The following is a 15983-nucleotide window of genomic DNA, read 5'->3' on the forward strand; positions in this document are numbered from 1 at the left end:
GAACAGGGGTAGTCCTTGTGGACCCTTGGAGCGTCTGAGGCCAGGGCCGCAGCGGCCCGGATCGTCCCTGCGAGTTGGGCAGTAATTGACGTGTCGCCGGTTCATATCCCATCAAGGCGAGGCCGACCCGTCAGACGCGATTTTCCGCATCTGACGGGATTGATCGTTATGCCGCTTCCCAGACCTGATTCAGGATCTTGGCCGCGAGCGCTGCCTTATCCTGCGGCAAGAAGCGACCATAATGCTGTTGCACGACATCTGGTGTGTCCTGGATCGCCTGCCTGCCGGACAGGGTCTCCGAATTCGGGACATCCGTGGAAACGGCGATCCGCTATGCAAAAATTCTGGGATGCCGAAAGATAAATTGTCTGGCCGGTATCCAACCGCCAGGTGTCGATCGGCAGGTTCTGGAAGACACGCTCGTCGGCAATCTCGGGCACGCTGCGCAACGTCTGGCGGATGCCGGAATTGCCCTTGTCTTCGAGCCCATCAACACCCGCGACATACCCGGATATTTCCTCACTAACACCGATCAGGCCGAGCGGATCATGGACCGTGTCGGGCAGTCCAACCTGCTGATCCAGTATGATTTCTACCACATGCAAATCATGCAAGGCGATCTCGTCGCGACCTTGAGTCGGCGCGTCTGCTCGAGCTTATGCTGCCCAACACTGCGATGGTTCATCAGTTGATGACTGGCGCGCTGGAAAGAGGCCTGAGCGACAAAGACCACTCGGCGTTGATCAAAGCCTTGTAGTTCAAACGAGACCTCCTGATTGACAGTCGGCAATCCAGCGTAAAGCGCGCAAAATCAGTAGATTGGTCCCTCGGTCGGGGCGCAAGGCCGTTGGCGAGGGACTGCATGTAGTCATTTCGGCTCTCCATTCTGGAGCGCAGCGAGGAACAGCGAGAATCCGAACCTTATAAATGGGCGGCGGTCACTTGAGAATGGGTGATCGCTAAGACGCGCGTCCTACAGGAATTTGCCCATTCGACAGGCGTCGATGGCGACGGTTCAGCGTAACTTCCCCGTAATTTTCGGCGGCCATACGTCTCTGCCTCAACGGTCGATGGACGGCCGCCGTGGCGGTGAATGAAAGGACAGGCATGAAAAAGATTATCTCGGGAGTACTCGTTTGCGTGGCACTGACCGCGTGCAGCCAGACGGAAAAGGGCGCCGGCATTGGTGCGGCGAGCGGTGCTATCATCGGTGGGCTGGCAAGCGGTACCTGGGAAGGCGCAGCAGTGGGAGCCGCCGCAGGCGGCGCGGGTGGCGCTGTGATAGGCAACATCAGCGAACGTAACGACAGGAACCGCCGCGACCGCTGGGGACAACGGGATCGCCGCGACTACAGCTGCAAATACCGGGATTATTACGGTCGCTGCCGGTAGAGATTGCAGCCGGGCTGCCGCACGTCAAAGGTTAGAGTGATACCGACGAACTCCGGTTCTTCGGTTTCCGCGTCCGCAGCAGTTTTATGACATCCGGTAATCTGACGGTCACGACGTCACGAACGTCGAGTTTATGTCGACCAATGGCCGTGGTTTTGCTGTAAGGATTATCGGAAACGATAGTCCGACTTGACTGACTAGGCGACTATGAAACTTCTACTTATCGAAGACGATCCAGAAATGACGGATGCCTTGAGGGTGGCCCTCTCGCAGCATGGCATCGTTCTTGATGCGGTTGGCGATCTGGCAACGGCGCGGGAAGCGATCGCCATGGCGGACTACGATATCGTCCTTATCGACCGGCAACTGCCTGATGGTGATGGCAGTACCTTCCTTGCGGATTTGCGTGGCGCAGGTTCAAACACGCGATCGATCATCATCTCCGCTCTGAGGTCTACCGACGAGCGTATATCCGGGCTCAATGACGGTGCTGATGATTATTTACCGAAGCCCTTCGAAATCCCCGAACTGGTCGCGAGAATGAGCGCTGTGCTGAGGCGGGTGCCGACAGCAGGCCCGTCCGTCCTGTCGGCAGGAAACGTCACCTATGATCGGGTTTCATGCGATGTGCATGTCAACGGCATCCGGCTTGCGCTCACCCGAAGGGAACTGCTCATCATCGAGACTCTTTTGAGAAACCGCGGTCGTACCGTGTTGCGCTCGTCCCTTGAGGGGCAGGTCTATTCCTTTGACGACGAAATCCAGTCGAACTCACTGGAATCCAATATGTCTCGCCTGCGCCGAAAGCTTGGCGAAGCGGAGGCCGACATTGTTATCAAGAACATTCGTGGCATAGGCTACTACCTTCATGAGCAGAAATAGGATGACCAGCACATCCCTTCGCTGGCGATTCACTTTTGGTTTTATTGTCCTGCAGCTCTGCGCGGTCATCGCCTCGCTCAGCCTGGTTTTCTATCTCCTTTCTGGCCTCAAGCCCGATGTGGCGATCACGTCCATCTGGCTGTCTCAGGAAATCGCAGACTCGGTTCGTCTCGAGCCGAATGGCCGACCCCATCTGGTTCCGACGGCCGAGCTTAAAGAGATTATACAGGAAGCGCCTGACCTTTGGTTCGTAGCAGACCTTGGGAAAGATATTGTCCTTGCACACGGCGCGCCTCCCGGGAAAATTGCCGACAACATGCCATTCCTGCGGGCGTTCAGAAGTGTCGAGCTGCATGGTGACCTGAACGATCCGTTGAGTGTCGCCCGCATGGAGCGTTTCGACACAGAGGCCGGTGAGGCAACGATTTTTGCAGGTGGTGTTTCGATGTCCCAATATGGTGTGACCGTGCTGTTGGGGAACCTTGCCATCGGCGTGCCGGCACTGATCCTCGTCGCCATTTCCCTGATTGGTGTCCCGTTTGTCACACGCTGGGCTTTGCGGTCCTTCAGCGACCTGACCAGGCGTCTCGACAGGATCGATCTCGACACACGTGGCGCCCTGGTGGAAGAGCGGGGCTTGCCCACTGAGGTGCTTCGTTTGGTGCGCGATATCAACAGGGCGCTGCGCCGTCTCGATAGCGGATTCGAGGCGACGGAGCGCTTCTTTGTCAACGCGGCCCATGAACTTCGAACGCCGATTGCTGTCCTGCAGGTGAGAATTGATACGCTTTCGCCGGGTGCGGACAAGACACACCTGCAGACGGCCATCAAGCGACTTACAGCAATCGCGAACCAGCTTCTCGACACCGAGAAGTACCGGCAGAAGCCCCAGCAGAATGCACCTGTCGATCTCAACAACGTTGTGTCTAAGGTGGTTGCCGACCTTGCTCCCTTGGCAATCGCCGAAGGGTACGAGGTTTCGTTCGATAGCGATGCGGAAAACCTGTTCGTTCCCGGGGATGCCGAAGCTCTGGAGCGTGCATTCGTCAATCTGGTGCGTAATGCAGTCCAGTACGGATGCGGAAGAGGACAGATATCGGTCAGTATTGAGGCTGACGGCAGCGTGACTGTCGCCGATCAGGGCTGCGGAATTGCCGGGGATAAGCAATCGCGCATATTCGAGCCGTTCTACCGGGTCAGCCCCCACGGCTCAGGTGCGGGCTTGGGGCTCAGCATGGTCAACGAGATCGTGACCCGTCACGGCGGCTATGTTGAGCTTTCGTCCGCTCTAGGCAAGGGCAGCACATTTGCCGTGCGCTGGCGCGAGAAGCGCGTTTTCCAGCAGCGGTAGGGACCGTCGCCTGCGCCAACTGGTCAAGGCATCTTCGTCCGTCGACGCTTGCTGAGCACGGCCGCGCTCGATTGATGTCTGGCGCGCAATCTCTGGCACGCCATCCACATTGCAAGCACTCTTTGCTGATCGGTTGATCTTACAGCGCGTGCCAAACGGATAGGCCCGACGGCCGCTCTCCGTAATTTTCAGGTAACTCTCGTGACAGAGAAAGCCCGCAAATTTCAATAGCATGGGCCACGACGAAATGACACGACACATTACCCGCAAGCGTTTGATCCTGGCGGCGGCAACCCTTGTCGGTCTGCTGGGCGTCTGGCTGCTGTTTCTGCGTCCGCCGGCGAAGCCTGAACTGGTGACGGCGCAGGCGCGAACGGGTGACATTGAAGAGGTGGTGCTGGCGAACGGGGTTCTCGAACCGCTCGAGCTGGTGCGTGTCGGCGCCCAGGCCTCGGGTCGCATTGAGCGTCTGGCTGTCAAGATCGGTGACATCGTCGAGGCTGGCCAATTGGTGGCCGAGATCGATTCCCAGACCCGGCGCAACACCTTGCGGGACCGCGAGGCCGCTTTGGCCAACATCCGCGCTGTTCACGCCGCGCGCAGCGCCGGTCTGGTGAAGGCCGAGAAGGATTTCGAGCGCGAGCGTGACCTGCTGGCAGGTGGTTCCACGCCGCGCGCCCAGTATGACGCTGCGGTTGCCATGCGAGACACCGCGCGGGCTGAGGTTCAGTCGCTGGACGCTCAGGTCGCCCAAGCGCAGGTCGCGCTGGAGTCCGCGGGTATAGAGTTGGACTATACCCGCATCACTGCCCCAATCGCCGGCACAGTGGTCGCGATCGTCACTGACGAGGGTCAAACCGTAAATGCCCTGCAGACCGCGCCGACGATCGTCATGATCGCACGATTGGACACAATGACGGTGCGCGCGGATATCTCCGAGGCTGACGTCGTGCGTGTACGGCGGGGCCTGCCGGTCTGGTTTAGCATTCTTGGCGATCCGAAGCGTCGTTTCGATGGGGAGTTGCGACAGGTGGAACCGGCCCCAGCCTCCATCGCCAACGAGAGCAACGCCGCCGCGAGCCAGATTGGCTCAACCAACGGCGCGGTCTATTACACCGGGCTGATCGACGTGGCGAACGCGGACGGGGTCCTGCGGCCCTCCATGACGGCGCAGGTGTCCATCGTTTTGAGCCGCGTCAGCGGCGCCGTGCTGGTTCCGCTCAGTGCGGTAGAAGGCGCGCCACGGGCCGGGGACACGACGCGTGTCCGCATACTGGACGCGATGGGCGAGGTCCAGATCCGGCAGGTCCAGGTCGGTATCGATAACGGCGCGGAGATCCAGATCCTTAGCGGTCTTCAGGCAGGCGAGACCATAGTCCTTGGAGCATCCACGGACGAACGCATGGATGGCCAGGCTCAACTGGCCGCGGCGAAGCGATAGGGCGCGCTATGACGGAACCACTGATCCGCGTACGTGGGGTATCCCGCGCTTTCCCCGCAGGCGACGAGATGGTGCGGGTGCTGAAAGACGTCGACCTCGACATCGAGGCCGGCGAGATGATGGCCATCATCGGTGCTTCTGGCTCCGGCAAGTCGACGCTGATGAACATCCTTGGCTGCCTCGATCGTCCGACGGACGGCAGCTACTGGATCGAAGGACGCGAGACCTCGAAGATGTCCGTGGACGAACTGGCGGCGCTACGCCGTGAGCGTTTTGGTTTCATCTTCCAGCGCTATCATCTGCTTGGCGATCTCAGCGCGGCCAGCAACGTCGAGGTGCCAGCCATCTATGCCGGACGCAGCCGATCCGACCGACACAAGCGAGCGATCTCCTTGTTGACCCGACTGGGCCTCGCCGAGCGGACGGGCAATATCCCCGGCAAGCTTTCGGGCGGCCAGCAGCAGCGGGTGTCGATCGCCCGCGCCCTGATGAATGGCGGCGAGATAATTCTGGCCGACGAACCGACCGGAGCGCTGGATACGCACAGTGGCGCGGAAGTCATGAAGATCCTTCGCGAGCTTCACGCCGAGGGGCATACCATCATCCTCGTCACTCACGACAAGAAGATCGCCGAACATGCGGATCGGGTCGTGGAGATCAGCGACGGCGTTATCATTTCCGACGAGCGAAATATATCCAAATCCGCCGCGACGGCCCGTCCCATCCGCGAACACGCGCCGGGCGCTGGCTTGCGTGGCGCAATTGATCGGATGACTGAGGCCTTTCGTATGGCGGGCGCGGCAATATGGGCGCACAAGATGCGCTCGCTTCTGACCATGCTCGGTATCATCATCGGCATCGCCTCGGTAGCGGCTATCTCGGCACTGGGAGCCGGCTCGCAGCAACAAATCCTGAGCAGTATCAGTTCGCTCGGCACCAACACGATCGAGGTGCGGGCAGGGAAAGGCTTCGGCGATCTGGAAGCGGGCAAGATACGGACCCTGGTTCCCGCCGATGCCGAAGCGCTGGTGAACCAGCCCTATGTCGACAGCGTGACACCAACCGTCACGACGAGCGTAACTGTCAAGCGCGCCGCCGTGGCCGTCAATGCGTCAGTCAGCGGAGTTGGCGCGGACTTCTTTCGTGTACGGGGTCTTGAGCTGGCGCAGGGACAACTGTTCGACGCCCAGTTCGTTACCGCCTACAGCCAGAATGTGGTGATTGATGCAAATGCTGCGCGAGACCTGTTTCCAGACCGGGTAAACCCGGTGGGGCAGGTCATCCTTCTGGGCACAATGCCGGCGAGGATCGTAGGTGTGACGAAACGGGAAAACTCCTTCGGCCCGGCGGTTGATACGTTGACGGTTTATGCGCCTTACACAACCGTCATGGGCCGCATGCTGGGTCGTCCGAACGTCGACGGCATAACCGTCCGTATCAGCGACGATGTCGATCCAGGCAATGTCGAGGCCGCTGTTTCGCGCCTTATCGAGCGTCGGCATGGCGTGAAAGACTTCTTCCTCACCAACTCAGCGACCATTCGCGAGACTATCGAGACCACCACGCAAACCCTGACGCTGCTGATTTCGTCAGTCGCCGTGATCTCGCTGATTGTCGGCGGCATCGGCGTGATGAATATCATGCTGGTGTCCGTGACCGAACGCACCAAGGAGATCGGCGTTCGTGTGGCCGTTGGCGCGCGCCGCAGCGATATCCTCTCCCAGTTCCTGATCGAGGCCGTCATGGTCTGCCTTTTCGGCGGCCTCATGGGAGTGATGCTCGCCCTCGGGATAAGCGCTCTTTTTAATTTAGTGAGCCCGGATTTCAAAATGATCTTCTCTTCCGGCTCCATCATTGTGGCTTTCGCCTGCTCCACCCTGATCGGAATCGTCTTCGGCTTCCTTCCCGCCCGCAATGCGGCAAAGCTGGACCCGATAGAAGCCTTGGCACGCGATTGATGGCTGGAAAGCATGTGATGGCGTAGTGAAGAATAGCAGTGGGCATTGCCGTTTTGGAGTTCCAATTGGAAATCAGTCTCGCAAGTTGCTGGAGAACTGACTGCTTCTGAGTTCATGGCGAGATGATCGGCGATGTTCACAATATGGTCGAATGACACTTCTGAAACAAACCGCTGCCTCCGATTCATTTCCGTCCCCGATCAAGATGCGGGTCGGCTCGGCCGCATCGTCCTGAGACGGTAGCGGGTGCCATGGCTGGTAACCCCAGGTGGCCCCGCCAGTTCTCTTGGATCGTAAAACAGACGATTGACCGACTCATAGAGCAGGAAATGGTCCCCATCGACGTGAACGACGGCCACACCTTATATCACTCCAACCGCTGGTTCTTATCGGCGTGCCGATAGGCCAGCCGAGGGACCTCAACACCCGGCAGACGTTATCCCACCGCGTATAATCGATCGACCTGTTGCCCCAATCCACCATGGCCGCGACCCGATCATAGGTCATGCCAGTGAGCATTTGCAGGACGCGAAGCCCACAGCTGTGGTCCCTTGGCAATTGTGAGTGAAAGGGAAATGGAACTTGGCCGGGCTGGCGCAGTGACATGGTTGAACTCCTTGATTCACGAATCTCAGCATATGCCCCTCGATCCATGCCCCTCTTCCTCCAGTCCGAGCAGTGGCCTCCGAAAGCGCGGCGAAAGGGGGGCAGCCGCCGCGGCTCGTTTCCCAGCGCGAAGTGCCGAGCCGCGCTTGAAACACATGGGATCTACACTCCGTTCGACCACGCTCTGCTGGTGCAAAGTGGAATGAGAAAGGAGAGCTGGTAGGTGGGCGTATCCAGTTAGCTCCCACTCTCCTATGTTTAATTGGTGGACCCGCGAGAGTGTGTTTAGGTCAGTGTGCCGCCATCAACGGTCAGGATGGTTCCGGTGATTTGTCGGGCCGAGCCGGATGCGAGGAAGGCTACCGCAGCCGCGACATCTTCCGGCTCGCCGTACCGGCCGAGCGGAATCAGAGCACGCTGGAAATCTCCGAACTCGCCCTCGGCCGGGTTCATTTCCGTGTTGGTTGATCCCGGCTGAATGAGGTTGACAGTAATGTCACGGGGGCCAAGTTCTCGCGCCAGACCGCGGGTAAATGATTGAAGTGCCGATTTGGTCATCGAATAAACCGTCGATGGACCGACAATGCGTTCCGCGCCTGCGGAACCGATTGTGACGATCCGGCCGCCTTGTCCGAGATACGGCATCGCGGCCTGCGATGCCAAAATCGGGGATCGAGCGTTGACGGCGAAGAGGGCGTCGATCTCGGCAACGGTGAAATCCGCCACATCCTTGTAGATCGCGATCGCGGCATTGTTCACCAATATGTCGAGGCCACCCAATGCCTGCGCCGCCTCATCAACCGACCGCTTGACCGCATTGGGGTCCATGCTGTCAGCCTGGATAGCCAACGCCTTGCGCCCTTTGCCTTCGATCGTTGCGACAACTTGCGCTGCCCGATCAGCGGCGCGTTCATATGTGATCGCTACGTCAGCACCTTTTTCGGCCAGTGCGATTGCGATCGCGGCTCCAATGCCGCGGGACGCACCAGTCACAAGCGCACGCTTACCTGCCAGTTCACTCATCGGTTTATTCCTTTCGTTATCGACAGGGGAAATGTCTCGCCCGGCCGCCTTGCGGCGGGCGTCCGTGCGGCCTGCCGCCGCACAATTAGTTTTCGGATTACGCGATCAGGACCGGCAGACCGCTCAAGCGGCGGTTGTCCATGTCGTCATGCGCGCGGGCTATCTCGTCAAACGGATAGCGGACGGTTTCGAGATCACTGAAAATGCCTGAGCGCAGCGCATCCCATAGCTGAGAGGTCGCGATCTCGACTGTCGGTCCCCGGACGTATTGCGGGGTGCCGCCGCTGCGGACATCAACGCCTCGTCGCACAAGATCGGGGCCCGGCGCTGGCTGACCCGTCGCGGCTCCGATCGCCGCAATTACACCACCATCTCGGACGCTTGACACGCCCAACGAGAAGGTCGCCCGGCCGACAAAATCATAAACGACGTCGACACCGTCAGGTGCGATCGCACGGATCTTGGCGGCGATATCTGGCTCGCCAGCGTGGAGGGCATGAGTAGCACCGGCCGCGACCTTGTCGAACTTATCCGGCGATCCTGCGACGCCAATCACTGTAGCACCCAGCGACTTCGCCCAGCGAGACAGGATAGCACCCACGCTCCCCGATGCCCCAAGTACCAGCACCGTCTCGGCGGATTTGAGATCGTGGAGACCACGCATCCCCATCCAGGCCGTCGCACCCTTCGCCAGGAAGGTCGACGCAGTCTCGTTCGAGATATCGGCGGGCAGACGGATGAGCGGCGCGGTCGGAATGATCCTCTCGGTGGCATAGGCGCCTTCCGAAAAGAAGTAAGCGACCCGGTCACCGACCGACAGCCCCTCGACGGCGGATCCGACCTCGGTGATGGTCCCGGCTGCTTCAAAACCGGGAACCGCCGGCAACGCCATCGGATACTGGCCTTTCCGTATCATCGTATCGACGAAGTTGAGGCCGATCGCGTCTTGAATAAGCCTGACCTCGCCGGCACGGGGCGCGCGCAGGTCTTTCTCTATAACTTGCAAAACCGACGGTCCGCCCGCCAACTGCATTTGAATGAACCTTGTCACGATATTGTCTCCGGGTTTCAGATGGCGCACCGCGCTCCGATTGCAGAAGGATGGAGCGCAGCGATGTTCAGTCGAACTTAACGAGACTGAGAGCGGGCAGGGGACCGCCTGGGAACTGAAGCAGCTGGCTGCCGACCGCAAGCCCGCCGAGATCGATCCCGAAGAAGCCGATGCGATCAATGATGGCGGCGACCTCAGCCTTCGCCCTCATATCGTCGCCCGAGTAAAACAGGACGCGCCTGCCTCCTTCCGAGTGGGGGTCGCCCGACAGTTGGCTTGGCGCCAGATGGTTGAACGCCTTGACGACGCGCGCGCCTGGCACAAGGGCGGTGAAAATATCCGTAGAGGTGCGGCCGCCAAGGTCCGCCGGCCTGTAAAGCGGCGCTTCGATGGAGTTGTTGGCGTCGATTACGATCCTGTCGCCGAAGTTCAAACCGGCGAGCGCTCCAGGTATCTTTGACCACGGGACCGCCACGAGAACGATGTCTTGCGCCGCGGCCTCTTGCAGGCTTCCAGCCCGGATCGTGCTGCCTAGCTTCGAAACAAGCGCCGTGAGGCTTTCCGGTCCTCGGCTGTTTGCGATCACGGCTTCGATTCCCGCCTTGCCGAGCGCCGTGGCAAATGCGCCCCCTATGTTGCCGGCTCCGATAATTCCAACTGTCATGACCCACTCCTTTACGGTTCGTGAGAATTCTGTCTGCGACTGTCGGTTTTCCCGCTGCATACTGGGCGTGATACGGGGCGTTGCGAAAAACCGGCGCTGCTGTTGAACCGGAATATGGCTGGCAAATACACGCAGCATAAGTCATAGATGAATTGTTTTAGTTTCAATCAATGTTTGAAGGTCACGTTTCATGGAGACATTGGCAAACCTCGAAGCGTTCGTTCGAAGCGCAGAAGCAAGCAGCTTTTCCGGGGCTGCACGGCGTCTCTCGATCACACCGGCCGCCGTCAGCCGGAATGTTGCAATGCTGGAACGCAACCTCGGCATACGACTGTTTCACCGCTCAACGCGGAAGTTGACCTTGACCGAGGCGGGAGAGTCGTTTCTGGCAAGCATCGGCGACAGCCTGAACCACCTTCAGGGGGCAATCGACGGGGCATCACAAACGAAAGGCGAGCCCGTCGGTGTTTTGAAGCTCAGCATGAGTTTGTCATTCGCGATGGGATACGTTCTCCCCGCACTGCCCGACTTTCTGGCCCGTTATCCGGGCGTCCGACCTGACTGGCATTTCGACAGCCGCAAGGTCGATCTTATCGCTGAGGGTTTCGACGCCGCGATCGGCGGTGGTTTCGAACTCAATCCTGGCATCGTTTCCACGACGCTCGCACCCGTACACGTTATCGCGGTCGCATCGCCCAGCTATTTTGCTGCACGTCGCCGGCCGGCCAGCCCCGCCGATCTGGCCGAGCATGCCGGAATCTTGATGCGATCCTCGAATTCGGGCCGGATCAGGCAATGGATGATGCGGGACGCTCAAGGACGCGAAGAGCGTGCACTCCTCGACGAGACGATTGTGATGAGCGACGCTGCGCCCATGGTGCAGGCGGCAATCGCGGGGTTGGGCATTGCATTATTGGCTGTACCCGACGTGCTGCCGCATATGGAAAGTGGCGCGCTCGAACGTGTCCTTCCGAAGTGGTATGCCGATGCCGGATCTATCTCGCTCTACTACTCGGGCCGCGCGCTCCAACCGCTAAAAACACGCGCGTTCATCGACTTCTACACTGAATATTTCCGTCGCGAGCGCCTCAGTGCCCGGTTCGCAGGCAGTCTCGGATAATGTCCACACGCCATGTTAGCTTCTTTGAAAGCCGTGGTCGTTTAACTGCGGCGAATATCTCATATACAACACATGCTTGAAGATGATCCAACCGATATGATGCTAATATTCCAGGACATGAACGGGCAAATATATCACTCCACGGACACGTAAAAGGAGTGAAAAAATGCCTGAACTAACCTCGTCTCGATATCTTCCACTAAGCGGAAAGATCGCACTTGTCACCGGTGGATCGCGATCTATCGGCGCATCAATCGCCCAGCGTCTCGCAGCGGATGGCGCTCAGGTTGCTTTCACCTTTCGCGGATCGCCTGCGAAGGCCGAGGAAGTCGCTGTCGCCATAGAAAAAACGGGCGCGCGCGCGTTGGCTATTGCCGCTGATGCCGCTGATCCGGACGCGATACGCGCCGCCGTTGCCGCGACGGTCGATAAGTTCGGCGGCCTCGACATTTTGGTGAACAATGCCGGTATTGCCTTTGCCGGTCCCATCGACGAAATCGCCTTCGATGACTATCAGGCAATGCTCGCAATCAACGTAACCGGCGTTTTCGTTGCCACGCAGGAGGCCGTGCGCCATATGAAGGATGGCGGCCGGATCATACAGATCGGCAGTTCGATCACGAAATATGCCGGGGTGCCCGGGCTGTCAGCATACGGCCTCACCAAGGGGGCAGTCGCCGGTTTCAACCGCAGTTTGGCTCATGACCTCGGGCCACGCGGCATCACAGTCAACACGGTGCATCCAGGCCCAACCGACACTGACATGAACCCTGTTGATGGTGAGTTTGCCGCTATGCAGATCTCGCGTATCGCGGTGGGCCGCTATGGAAAGCCTCAGGAAATTGCGAGCGTGGTCGCATTCCTTGCAAGTCCGGAAGCCTCCTTTGTAACAGGTGCCGACATCCGGGCCGATGGAGGTTTCACATCCTGAAAATGCCGGGCGAAATGCAAAATTGCGTCGCCAAGCGCAGCGATTTCGACGCCTCACCAATAATCAACGGCTCAAGGCGGGCTTGACCGACGCGGTTGCAAGACGCCGCCGCGGCTTGGCACGATCAAAAACAAGGGGTCGCCTTCGGTGGTTTCACCGTTCCGATCTTGATCTGGAATGCGCGCCCAGCCGCCTTTCAAGCGTAAAACCGCACCGTTCCATATGAACTCGTGTTCGCGCGCGTATCGGAACCGGACAATAATCACGTATCATCGACGGTAATCGAGGATGTTTTCCAGTCCTTTATCCCAGTAGGGTTGATTGCCGAAGCGATTGACAAGCCAGTCGATGAACACTCTCACTTTCGGTGCCAGCTCGCGAGAGCTTGGATACAAGGCCCAAAGCGTCTGGGTTGAGACCAGCGGGTACTCCGGAAGGACCGGAACCAGCGCGCCAGACTGTAGCTCTTCCGATGCGCACCACGTGGCCATCAGCGCAATGCCCAGCCCGGCAGAAGCGGCATCGCGCACTGCAGTGCCGTCGTTGATGCGGAGACTCGGAGTAACACGTCGTTCGATCACCACCGAACCGTTCCCCCGAAATGTCCAGAGATCGAGCGTGCCGACGACGAGGCAGGTATGTTCCGCGAGGTCTTCGGGCGTGCTGGGCCGGCCGCGATTTTCGAGATATTCAGGTGACGCGACCAGCACCCGATTGTCGGGAGCAAGCCGCCGCGCGACAAAGGATGAGTCGCTGAGCTCGGTATAACGAACCGCCACATCGAAGGCACCTTCGACCAGATCAACGATGCTGTCCGAAATGCGCAAATCAAGTGCCAAGTCGGGATATTGCCTGCAGAAGTCAGCCAGACCCGGCACAATATGCATTCGCGCGAACGAGGCGGGGGCCGCTATTCGTAATGTGCCGCGAGGCGCTGCTTGCTCTCGCCCAAGTGCCGCTCGGGCGGCCTCCGCAGCGACAACAATATGTTCCGCATGTGGCAGGAACGCCAGACCGTCTTCAGTCAAAGTTGCTTGCCGTGTGGTGCGATGGACGAGCCTTGCGCTGAGTTTTCGCTCGAGAACCAACAGTTTGGCGCTAGCGCCAGCGGGCGTCAGACCCAAGTCGCGAGCTGCGGCACTGATGCTGCGCAGTTGAGCAATTCGCACGAAGAGATTTAATTCGTCCACGTCCATTCGCCGACTTTCAAATTTTTCTTGAAGGTGATCCTTAATCTGGGCCACTACCGAAAGCAATTGCGTTAAATCACATAGAACATCGAAACGGCGTGGATGCTTCGAGGCCGGCAATGCTCCAACGGCGGAGCATGTTTGTCGTCCCACGCCGACGCCGGCGACAAGAATCATTACCTTCGATAGAAGAGGAGCCTGAAATGAAAGCGATGTCACTCAAATCCTTTGGCGGTCCAGAAGCCTTTGAGCTCGTCGAAATTCCAAAGCCTGTTCCGAGGGCGGGGCAGGTTTTGGTGCGGGTCCATGCCACATCGATCAATCCCCTCGACTACCAAGTGCGGCGAGGCGACTATCGCGACCTGGTGCCGTTGCCCTCAATTACCGGTCATGACGTATCGGGCGTTGTCGAAGCGACCGGTCCGGGGGTAACAATGTTCGCTGCGGGGGACGAGGTCTGGTACACGCCACAGATCTTCGACGGGCCAGGCAGTTATGCCGAATACCACGTTGCGAACGAAAACATCATCGGGCGCAAACCCAGCTCGCTGACCCACCTTGAGGCTGCGAGCCTTAGCCTGGTTGGCGGAACCGCCTGGGAAGCGCTTGTCTCGCGTGCTGCCCTGAGGGTGGGTGAAAGCATATTGATCCACGGCGGCGCTGGTGGGGTAGGGCACGTCGCTATCCAAGTTGCGAAAGCCATCGGAGCAAAGGTCTTTACGACCGTCCGCGAAGAAAACTTCGAGTTTGCGCGAAGTGTCGGAGCTGACGTCGTCATTGATTACAGGAAAAAGGATTATGTCGCCGCCATCATGCGGGAGACCGAAGGCCGCGGAGTAGACGTCGTGTTTGACACCCTCGGCGGCGAAACATTGTCCCACAGCCCGAAGGCGCTTGCACAACTCGGTCGCGTCGTCTCGATCGTGGACATCGCACAGCCGCAAAATCTCATTGAGGCATGGGGCAGGAACGCGAGCTACCACTTCGTCTTCACGAGGCAGAACCAAGGAAAGCTCAACGAGCTGAGCACTTTGGTGGAACGCGGTCAGCTCAGGCCGCATGTGGGCGCCGTCTATTCGCTCGCCGACCTTCCGCTTGCCCATGCGCTGCTCGAGAAACCAAACAACGGTTTGCGCGGTAAGATCGCGATTGCCATTGACCCGCAGGCAGACACAAAGGTGCAATCATGATTTACGAGATCGCTGTGCTGCCTGTCCAAAAGGACAAGATCAGCGAGTTCAGGCAAGCGTTCGGAGGTGTTGTTCCTCTGCTCACGCGTGCGCGGGGTTACCGCGGTCATGTCCTCGCCCAGGGGATCGAAACGCCGGAGGTATTCAATCTGATCGTGCGATGGCGGTCGCTTGACGATCATACTCCGGGTTTCGAAGCGAGCGAAGACCATGAGCAGTTCATGGGAGGCATACAGGAATACTTCTCGGGGGAACCGACGGTCTATCATCTCGAGGACGACAACAGCGGCTCGCGTGACTATCGTCCTAGGAAAAGCGGCGCGGCTTAGAGCGCACAACGGCAAGGGTTCCCCTAATAGCAACGCCGGGTTTCTCTGACGCCGACTTCCGCGATGCCACCATGTCGATATTCTCCTGACAACAACCACCAAGGAGATCGCGACATGCCTGCAGTTTTCGTCCATGGCGTACCCGACACCCACCGGATCTGGGACACCGTTCGCTCTCATCTTGAACGCAGTGACATCGTCACGATCGATCTTCCCGGCTTCGGTCATCCGTTGCCGCCAGACTTCAGGTCAACAAAGGAAGAATATCTCGACTGGCTTATTCACCGGATTACTGAGATCGGCGAACCCGTAGATCTGGTCGGCCATGACTGGGGCTGCCTGCTGACAGGCCGTATCACGTCGATCCGACCGGATCTGGTCCGGACCTGGACCGGCATCAGCGGGCCAATTGATCCGGAATATCCCTGGCACTATCTCGCCAAGATCTGGCAGACCCCAGGTGAGGGCGAGCAATGGATGAAGGAGCTCGACCTCCAGGAATTTGCGGCGAAACTCGTCCAGGCCCAGATGCCTAAAGATGCGGCGGATGAATCGGTTCGGCATCTCGATGCCACCATGCGGACGAGCATTCTGGCACTTTATCGTTCCGCAATCGAGGTCGGGGCGGAGTGGAAACCGGGTTTGAGTAGCATAACTGCGCCAGCGCTGGTGATCTGGGGCCTGGACGATCCGTTCCTGCCGCACCGCTTCGCTGACGAGCTCGGCAATGCCACACACGCACACGCTGTCGTGAAGCTGCGCGCCTCGCATTGGCCAATGATAGAGCGCCCGGCCGATGTTGCGCGCGCACTCGAGGCCCATTGGGCCCACGTTTAACTCTCTGCGCTTGCATCA

At 59.1% G+C, this 15983-nt stretch carries 15 protein-coding genes; 11 read left to right on the forward strand and 4 right to left on the reverse strand.

Going from position 1 to position 15983, the window contains the following annotated elements; translation table 11 throughout:
* Positions 1-263: 263 nt before the first annotated feature.
* The 6 genes from AGR1_RS24115 (at position 264) to AGR1_RS24145 (ending at position 7024) form a co-directional block, all read left to right on the forward strand.
* A complete protein-coding gene (locus AGR1_RS24115; RefSeq protein WP_348640597.1) occupies positions 264-692 on the forward strand; it encodes a TIM barrel protein in 429 nt (142 codons plus the stop codon).
* 415 nt (positions 693-1107) lie between these two features.
* Complete coding sequence (locus AGR1_RS24125; RefSeq protein ID WP_077984381.1) at positions 1108-1392, forward strand: YMGG-like glycine zipper-containing protein; 285 nt, start codon at positions 1108-1110, stop codon at positions 1390-1392.
* Between the two features lie 207 nt (positions 1393-1599).
* Positions 1600-2274 carry a response regulator transcription factor gene (locus AGR1_RS24130; protein ID WP_149148547.1) on the forward strand — a complete coding sequence of 225 codons (675 nt, stop codon included), beginning with the start codon at positions 1600-1602 and terminating at the stop codon, positions 2272-2274.
* 1 nt (position 2275) lies between these two features.
* Entirely contained in the window at positions 2276-3625 is a 1350-nt protein-coding gene (locus AGR1_RS24135; protein ID WP_149148548.1) for a HAMP domain-containing sensor histidine kinase, read from the forward strand.
* 232 nt (positions 3626-3857) lie between these two features.
* Entirely contained in the window at positions 3858-5066 is a 1209-nt protein-coding gene (locus AGR1_RS24140) for an efflux RND transporter periplasmic adaptor subunit (protein ID WP_246669725.1), read from the forward strand.
* Positions 5067-5074: 8 nt separating this feature from the next.
* Complete coding sequence (locus AGR1_RS24145; protein ID WP_149148549.1) at positions 5075-7024, forward strand: MacB family efflux pump subunit; 1950 nt, start codon at positions 5075-5077, stop codon at positions 7022-7024.
* A gap of 891 nt (positions 7025-7915) precedes the next feature.
* On the opposite strand, the gene AGR1_RS24155 is transcribed toward AGR1_RS24145, so the two are convergent.
* From AGR1_RS24155 to AGR1_RS24165, 3 genes are all read right to left on the reverse strand, one after another.
* Positions 7916-8653, reverse strand: coding sequence for an SDR family oxidoreductase (locus AGR1_RS24155; protein ID WP_149148550.1), 738 nt, complete (start codon positions 8651-8653; stop codon positions 7916-7918).
* 97 nt (positions 8654-8750) lie between these two features.
* Entirely contained in the window at positions 8751-9704 is a 954-nt protein-coding gene (locus AGR1_RS24160) for a zinc-binding dehydrogenase (RefSeq protein WP_246669726.1), read from the reverse strand.
* A gap of 67 nt (positions 9705-9771) precedes the next feature.
* A complete protein-coding gene (locus AGR1_RS24165) occupies positions 9772-10368 on the reverse strand; it encodes an NADPH-dependent F420 reductase (protein ID WP_149148551.1) in 597 nt (198 codons plus the stop codon).
* Between the two features lie 190 nt (positions 10369-10558).
* Here AGR1_RS24165 and AGR1_RS24170 point away from each other — a divergent pair, with 190 nt between their 5' ends.
* Positions 10559-11488 (forward strand): LysR family transcriptional regulator, encoded by a 930-nt coding sequence (locus tag AGR1_RS24170; RefSeq protein WP_149148552.1) that lies wholly within the window; start codon positions 10559-10561, stop codon positions 11486-11488.
* A 166-nt stretch (positions 11489-11654) separates the two neighbouring features.
* Complete coding sequence (locus tag AGR1_RS24175; protein ID WP_149148553.1) at positions 11655-12419, forward strand: 3-oxoacyl-ACP reductase family protein; 765 nt, start codon at positions 11655-11657, stop codon at positions 12417-12419.
* 269 nt (positions 12420-12688) lie between these two features.
* Here the strand turns inward: AGR1_RS24175 and AGR1_RS24185 are convergent, their stop codons facing one another.
* The gene (locus tag AGR1_RS24185; protein WP_246669727.1) at positions 12689-13786 is read right to left on the reverse strand and encodes a LysR family transcriptional regulator; all 1098 of its coding nucleotides are present in this window, start codon (positions 13784-13786) and stop codon (positions 12689-12691) included.
* Between the two features lie 26 nt (positions 13787-13812).
* Here AGR1_RS24185 and AGR1_RS24190 point away from each other — a divergent pair, with 26 nt between their 5' ends.
* From AGR1_RS24190 to AGR1_RS24200, 3 genes are all read left to right on the forward strand, one after another.
* Complete coding sequence (locus AGR1_RS24190) at positions 13813-14799, forward strand: zinc-dependent alcohol dehydrogenase family protein (protein WP_149148554.1); 987 nt, start codon at positions 13813-13815, stop codon at positions 14797-14799.
* A complete protein-coding gene (locus tag AGR1_RS24195) occupies positions 14796-15128 on the forward strand; it encodes an antibiotic biosynthesis monooxygenase (protein WP_149148555.1) in 333 nt (110 codons plus the stop codon). Before AGR1_RS24190 ends, AGR1_RS24195 begins: the two co-directional genes overlap by 4 nt.
* A 114-nt stretch (positions 15129-15242) precedes the next feature.
* Positions 15243-15965 carry an alpha/beta hydrolase gene (locus AGR1_RS24200; protein WP_149148556.1) on the forward strand — a complete coding sequence of 241 codons (723 nt, stop codon included), beginning with the start codon at positions 15243-15245 and terminating at the stop codon, positions 15963-15965.
* Positions 15966-15983: the final 18 nt, after the last annotated feature.

Origin of the sequence: Agrobacterium sp. B1(2019), assembly GCF_008274755.1 — a bacterium.
Classification (GTDB): domain Bacteria; phylum Pseudomonadota; class Alphaproteobacteria; order Rhizobiales; family Rhizobiaceae; genus Agrobacterium; species Agrobacterium salinitolerans.

Excerpts from the sequence above, each read along its gene's own strand:
- AGR1_RS24170 (WP_149148552.1), top strand. The coding sequence starts at position 10,559 with ATGGAGACATTGGCAAACCTCGAAGCGTTCGTTCGAAGCGCAGAAGCA.
- AGR1_RS24165 (WP_149148551.1), bottom strand. The coding sequence starts at position 10,368 with ATGACAGTTGGAATTATCGGAGCCGGCAACATAGGGGGCGCATTTGCC.
- AGR1_RS24200 (WP_149148556.1), top strand. The coding sequence starts at position 15,243 with ATGCCTGCAGTTTTCGTCCATGGCGTACCCGACACCCACCGGATCTGG.
- AGR1_RS24185 (WP_246669727.1), bottom strand. The coding sequence starts at position 13,786 with ATGATTCTTGTCGCCGGCGTCGGCGTGGGACGACAAACATGCTCCGCC.
- AGR1_RS24145 (WP_149148549.1), top strand. The coding sequence starts at position 5,075 with ATGACGGAACCACTGATCCGCGTACGTGGGGTATCCCGCGCTTTCCCC.
- AGR1_RS24175 (WP_149148553.1), top strand. The coding sequence starts at position 11,655 with ATGCCTGAACTAACCTCGTCTCGATATCTTCCACTAAGCGGAAAGATC.
- AGR1_RS24140 (WP_246669725.1), top strand. The coding sequence starts at position 3,858 with ATGGGCCACGACGAAATGACACGACACATTACCCGCAAGCGTTTGATC.
- AGR1_RS24195 (WP_149148555.1), top strand. The coding sequence starts at position 14,796 with ATGATTTACGAGATCGCTGTGCTGCCTGTCCAAAAGGACAAGATCAGC.
- AGR1_RS24125 (WP_077984381.1), top strand. The coding sequence starts at position 1,108 with ATGAAAAAGATTATCTCGGGAGTACTCGTTTGCGTGGCACTGACCGCG.
- AGR1_RS24155 (WP_149148550.1), bottom strand. The coding sequence starts at position 8,653 with ATGAGTGAACTGGCAGGTAAGCGTGCGCTTGTGACTGGTGCGTCCCGC.
- AGR1_RS24190 (WP_149148554.1), top strand. The coding sequence starts at position 13,813 with ATGAAAGCGATGTCACTCAAATCCTTTGGCGGTCCAGAAGCCTTTGAG.
- AGR1_RS24135 (WP_149148548.1), top strand. The coding sequence starts at position 2,276 with ATGACCAGCACATCCCTTCGCTGGCGATTCACTTTTGGTTTTATTGTC.
- AGR1_RS24130 (WP_149148547.1), top strand. The coding sequence starts at position 1,600 with ATGAAACTTCTACTTATCGAAGACGATCCAGAAATGACGGATGCCTTG.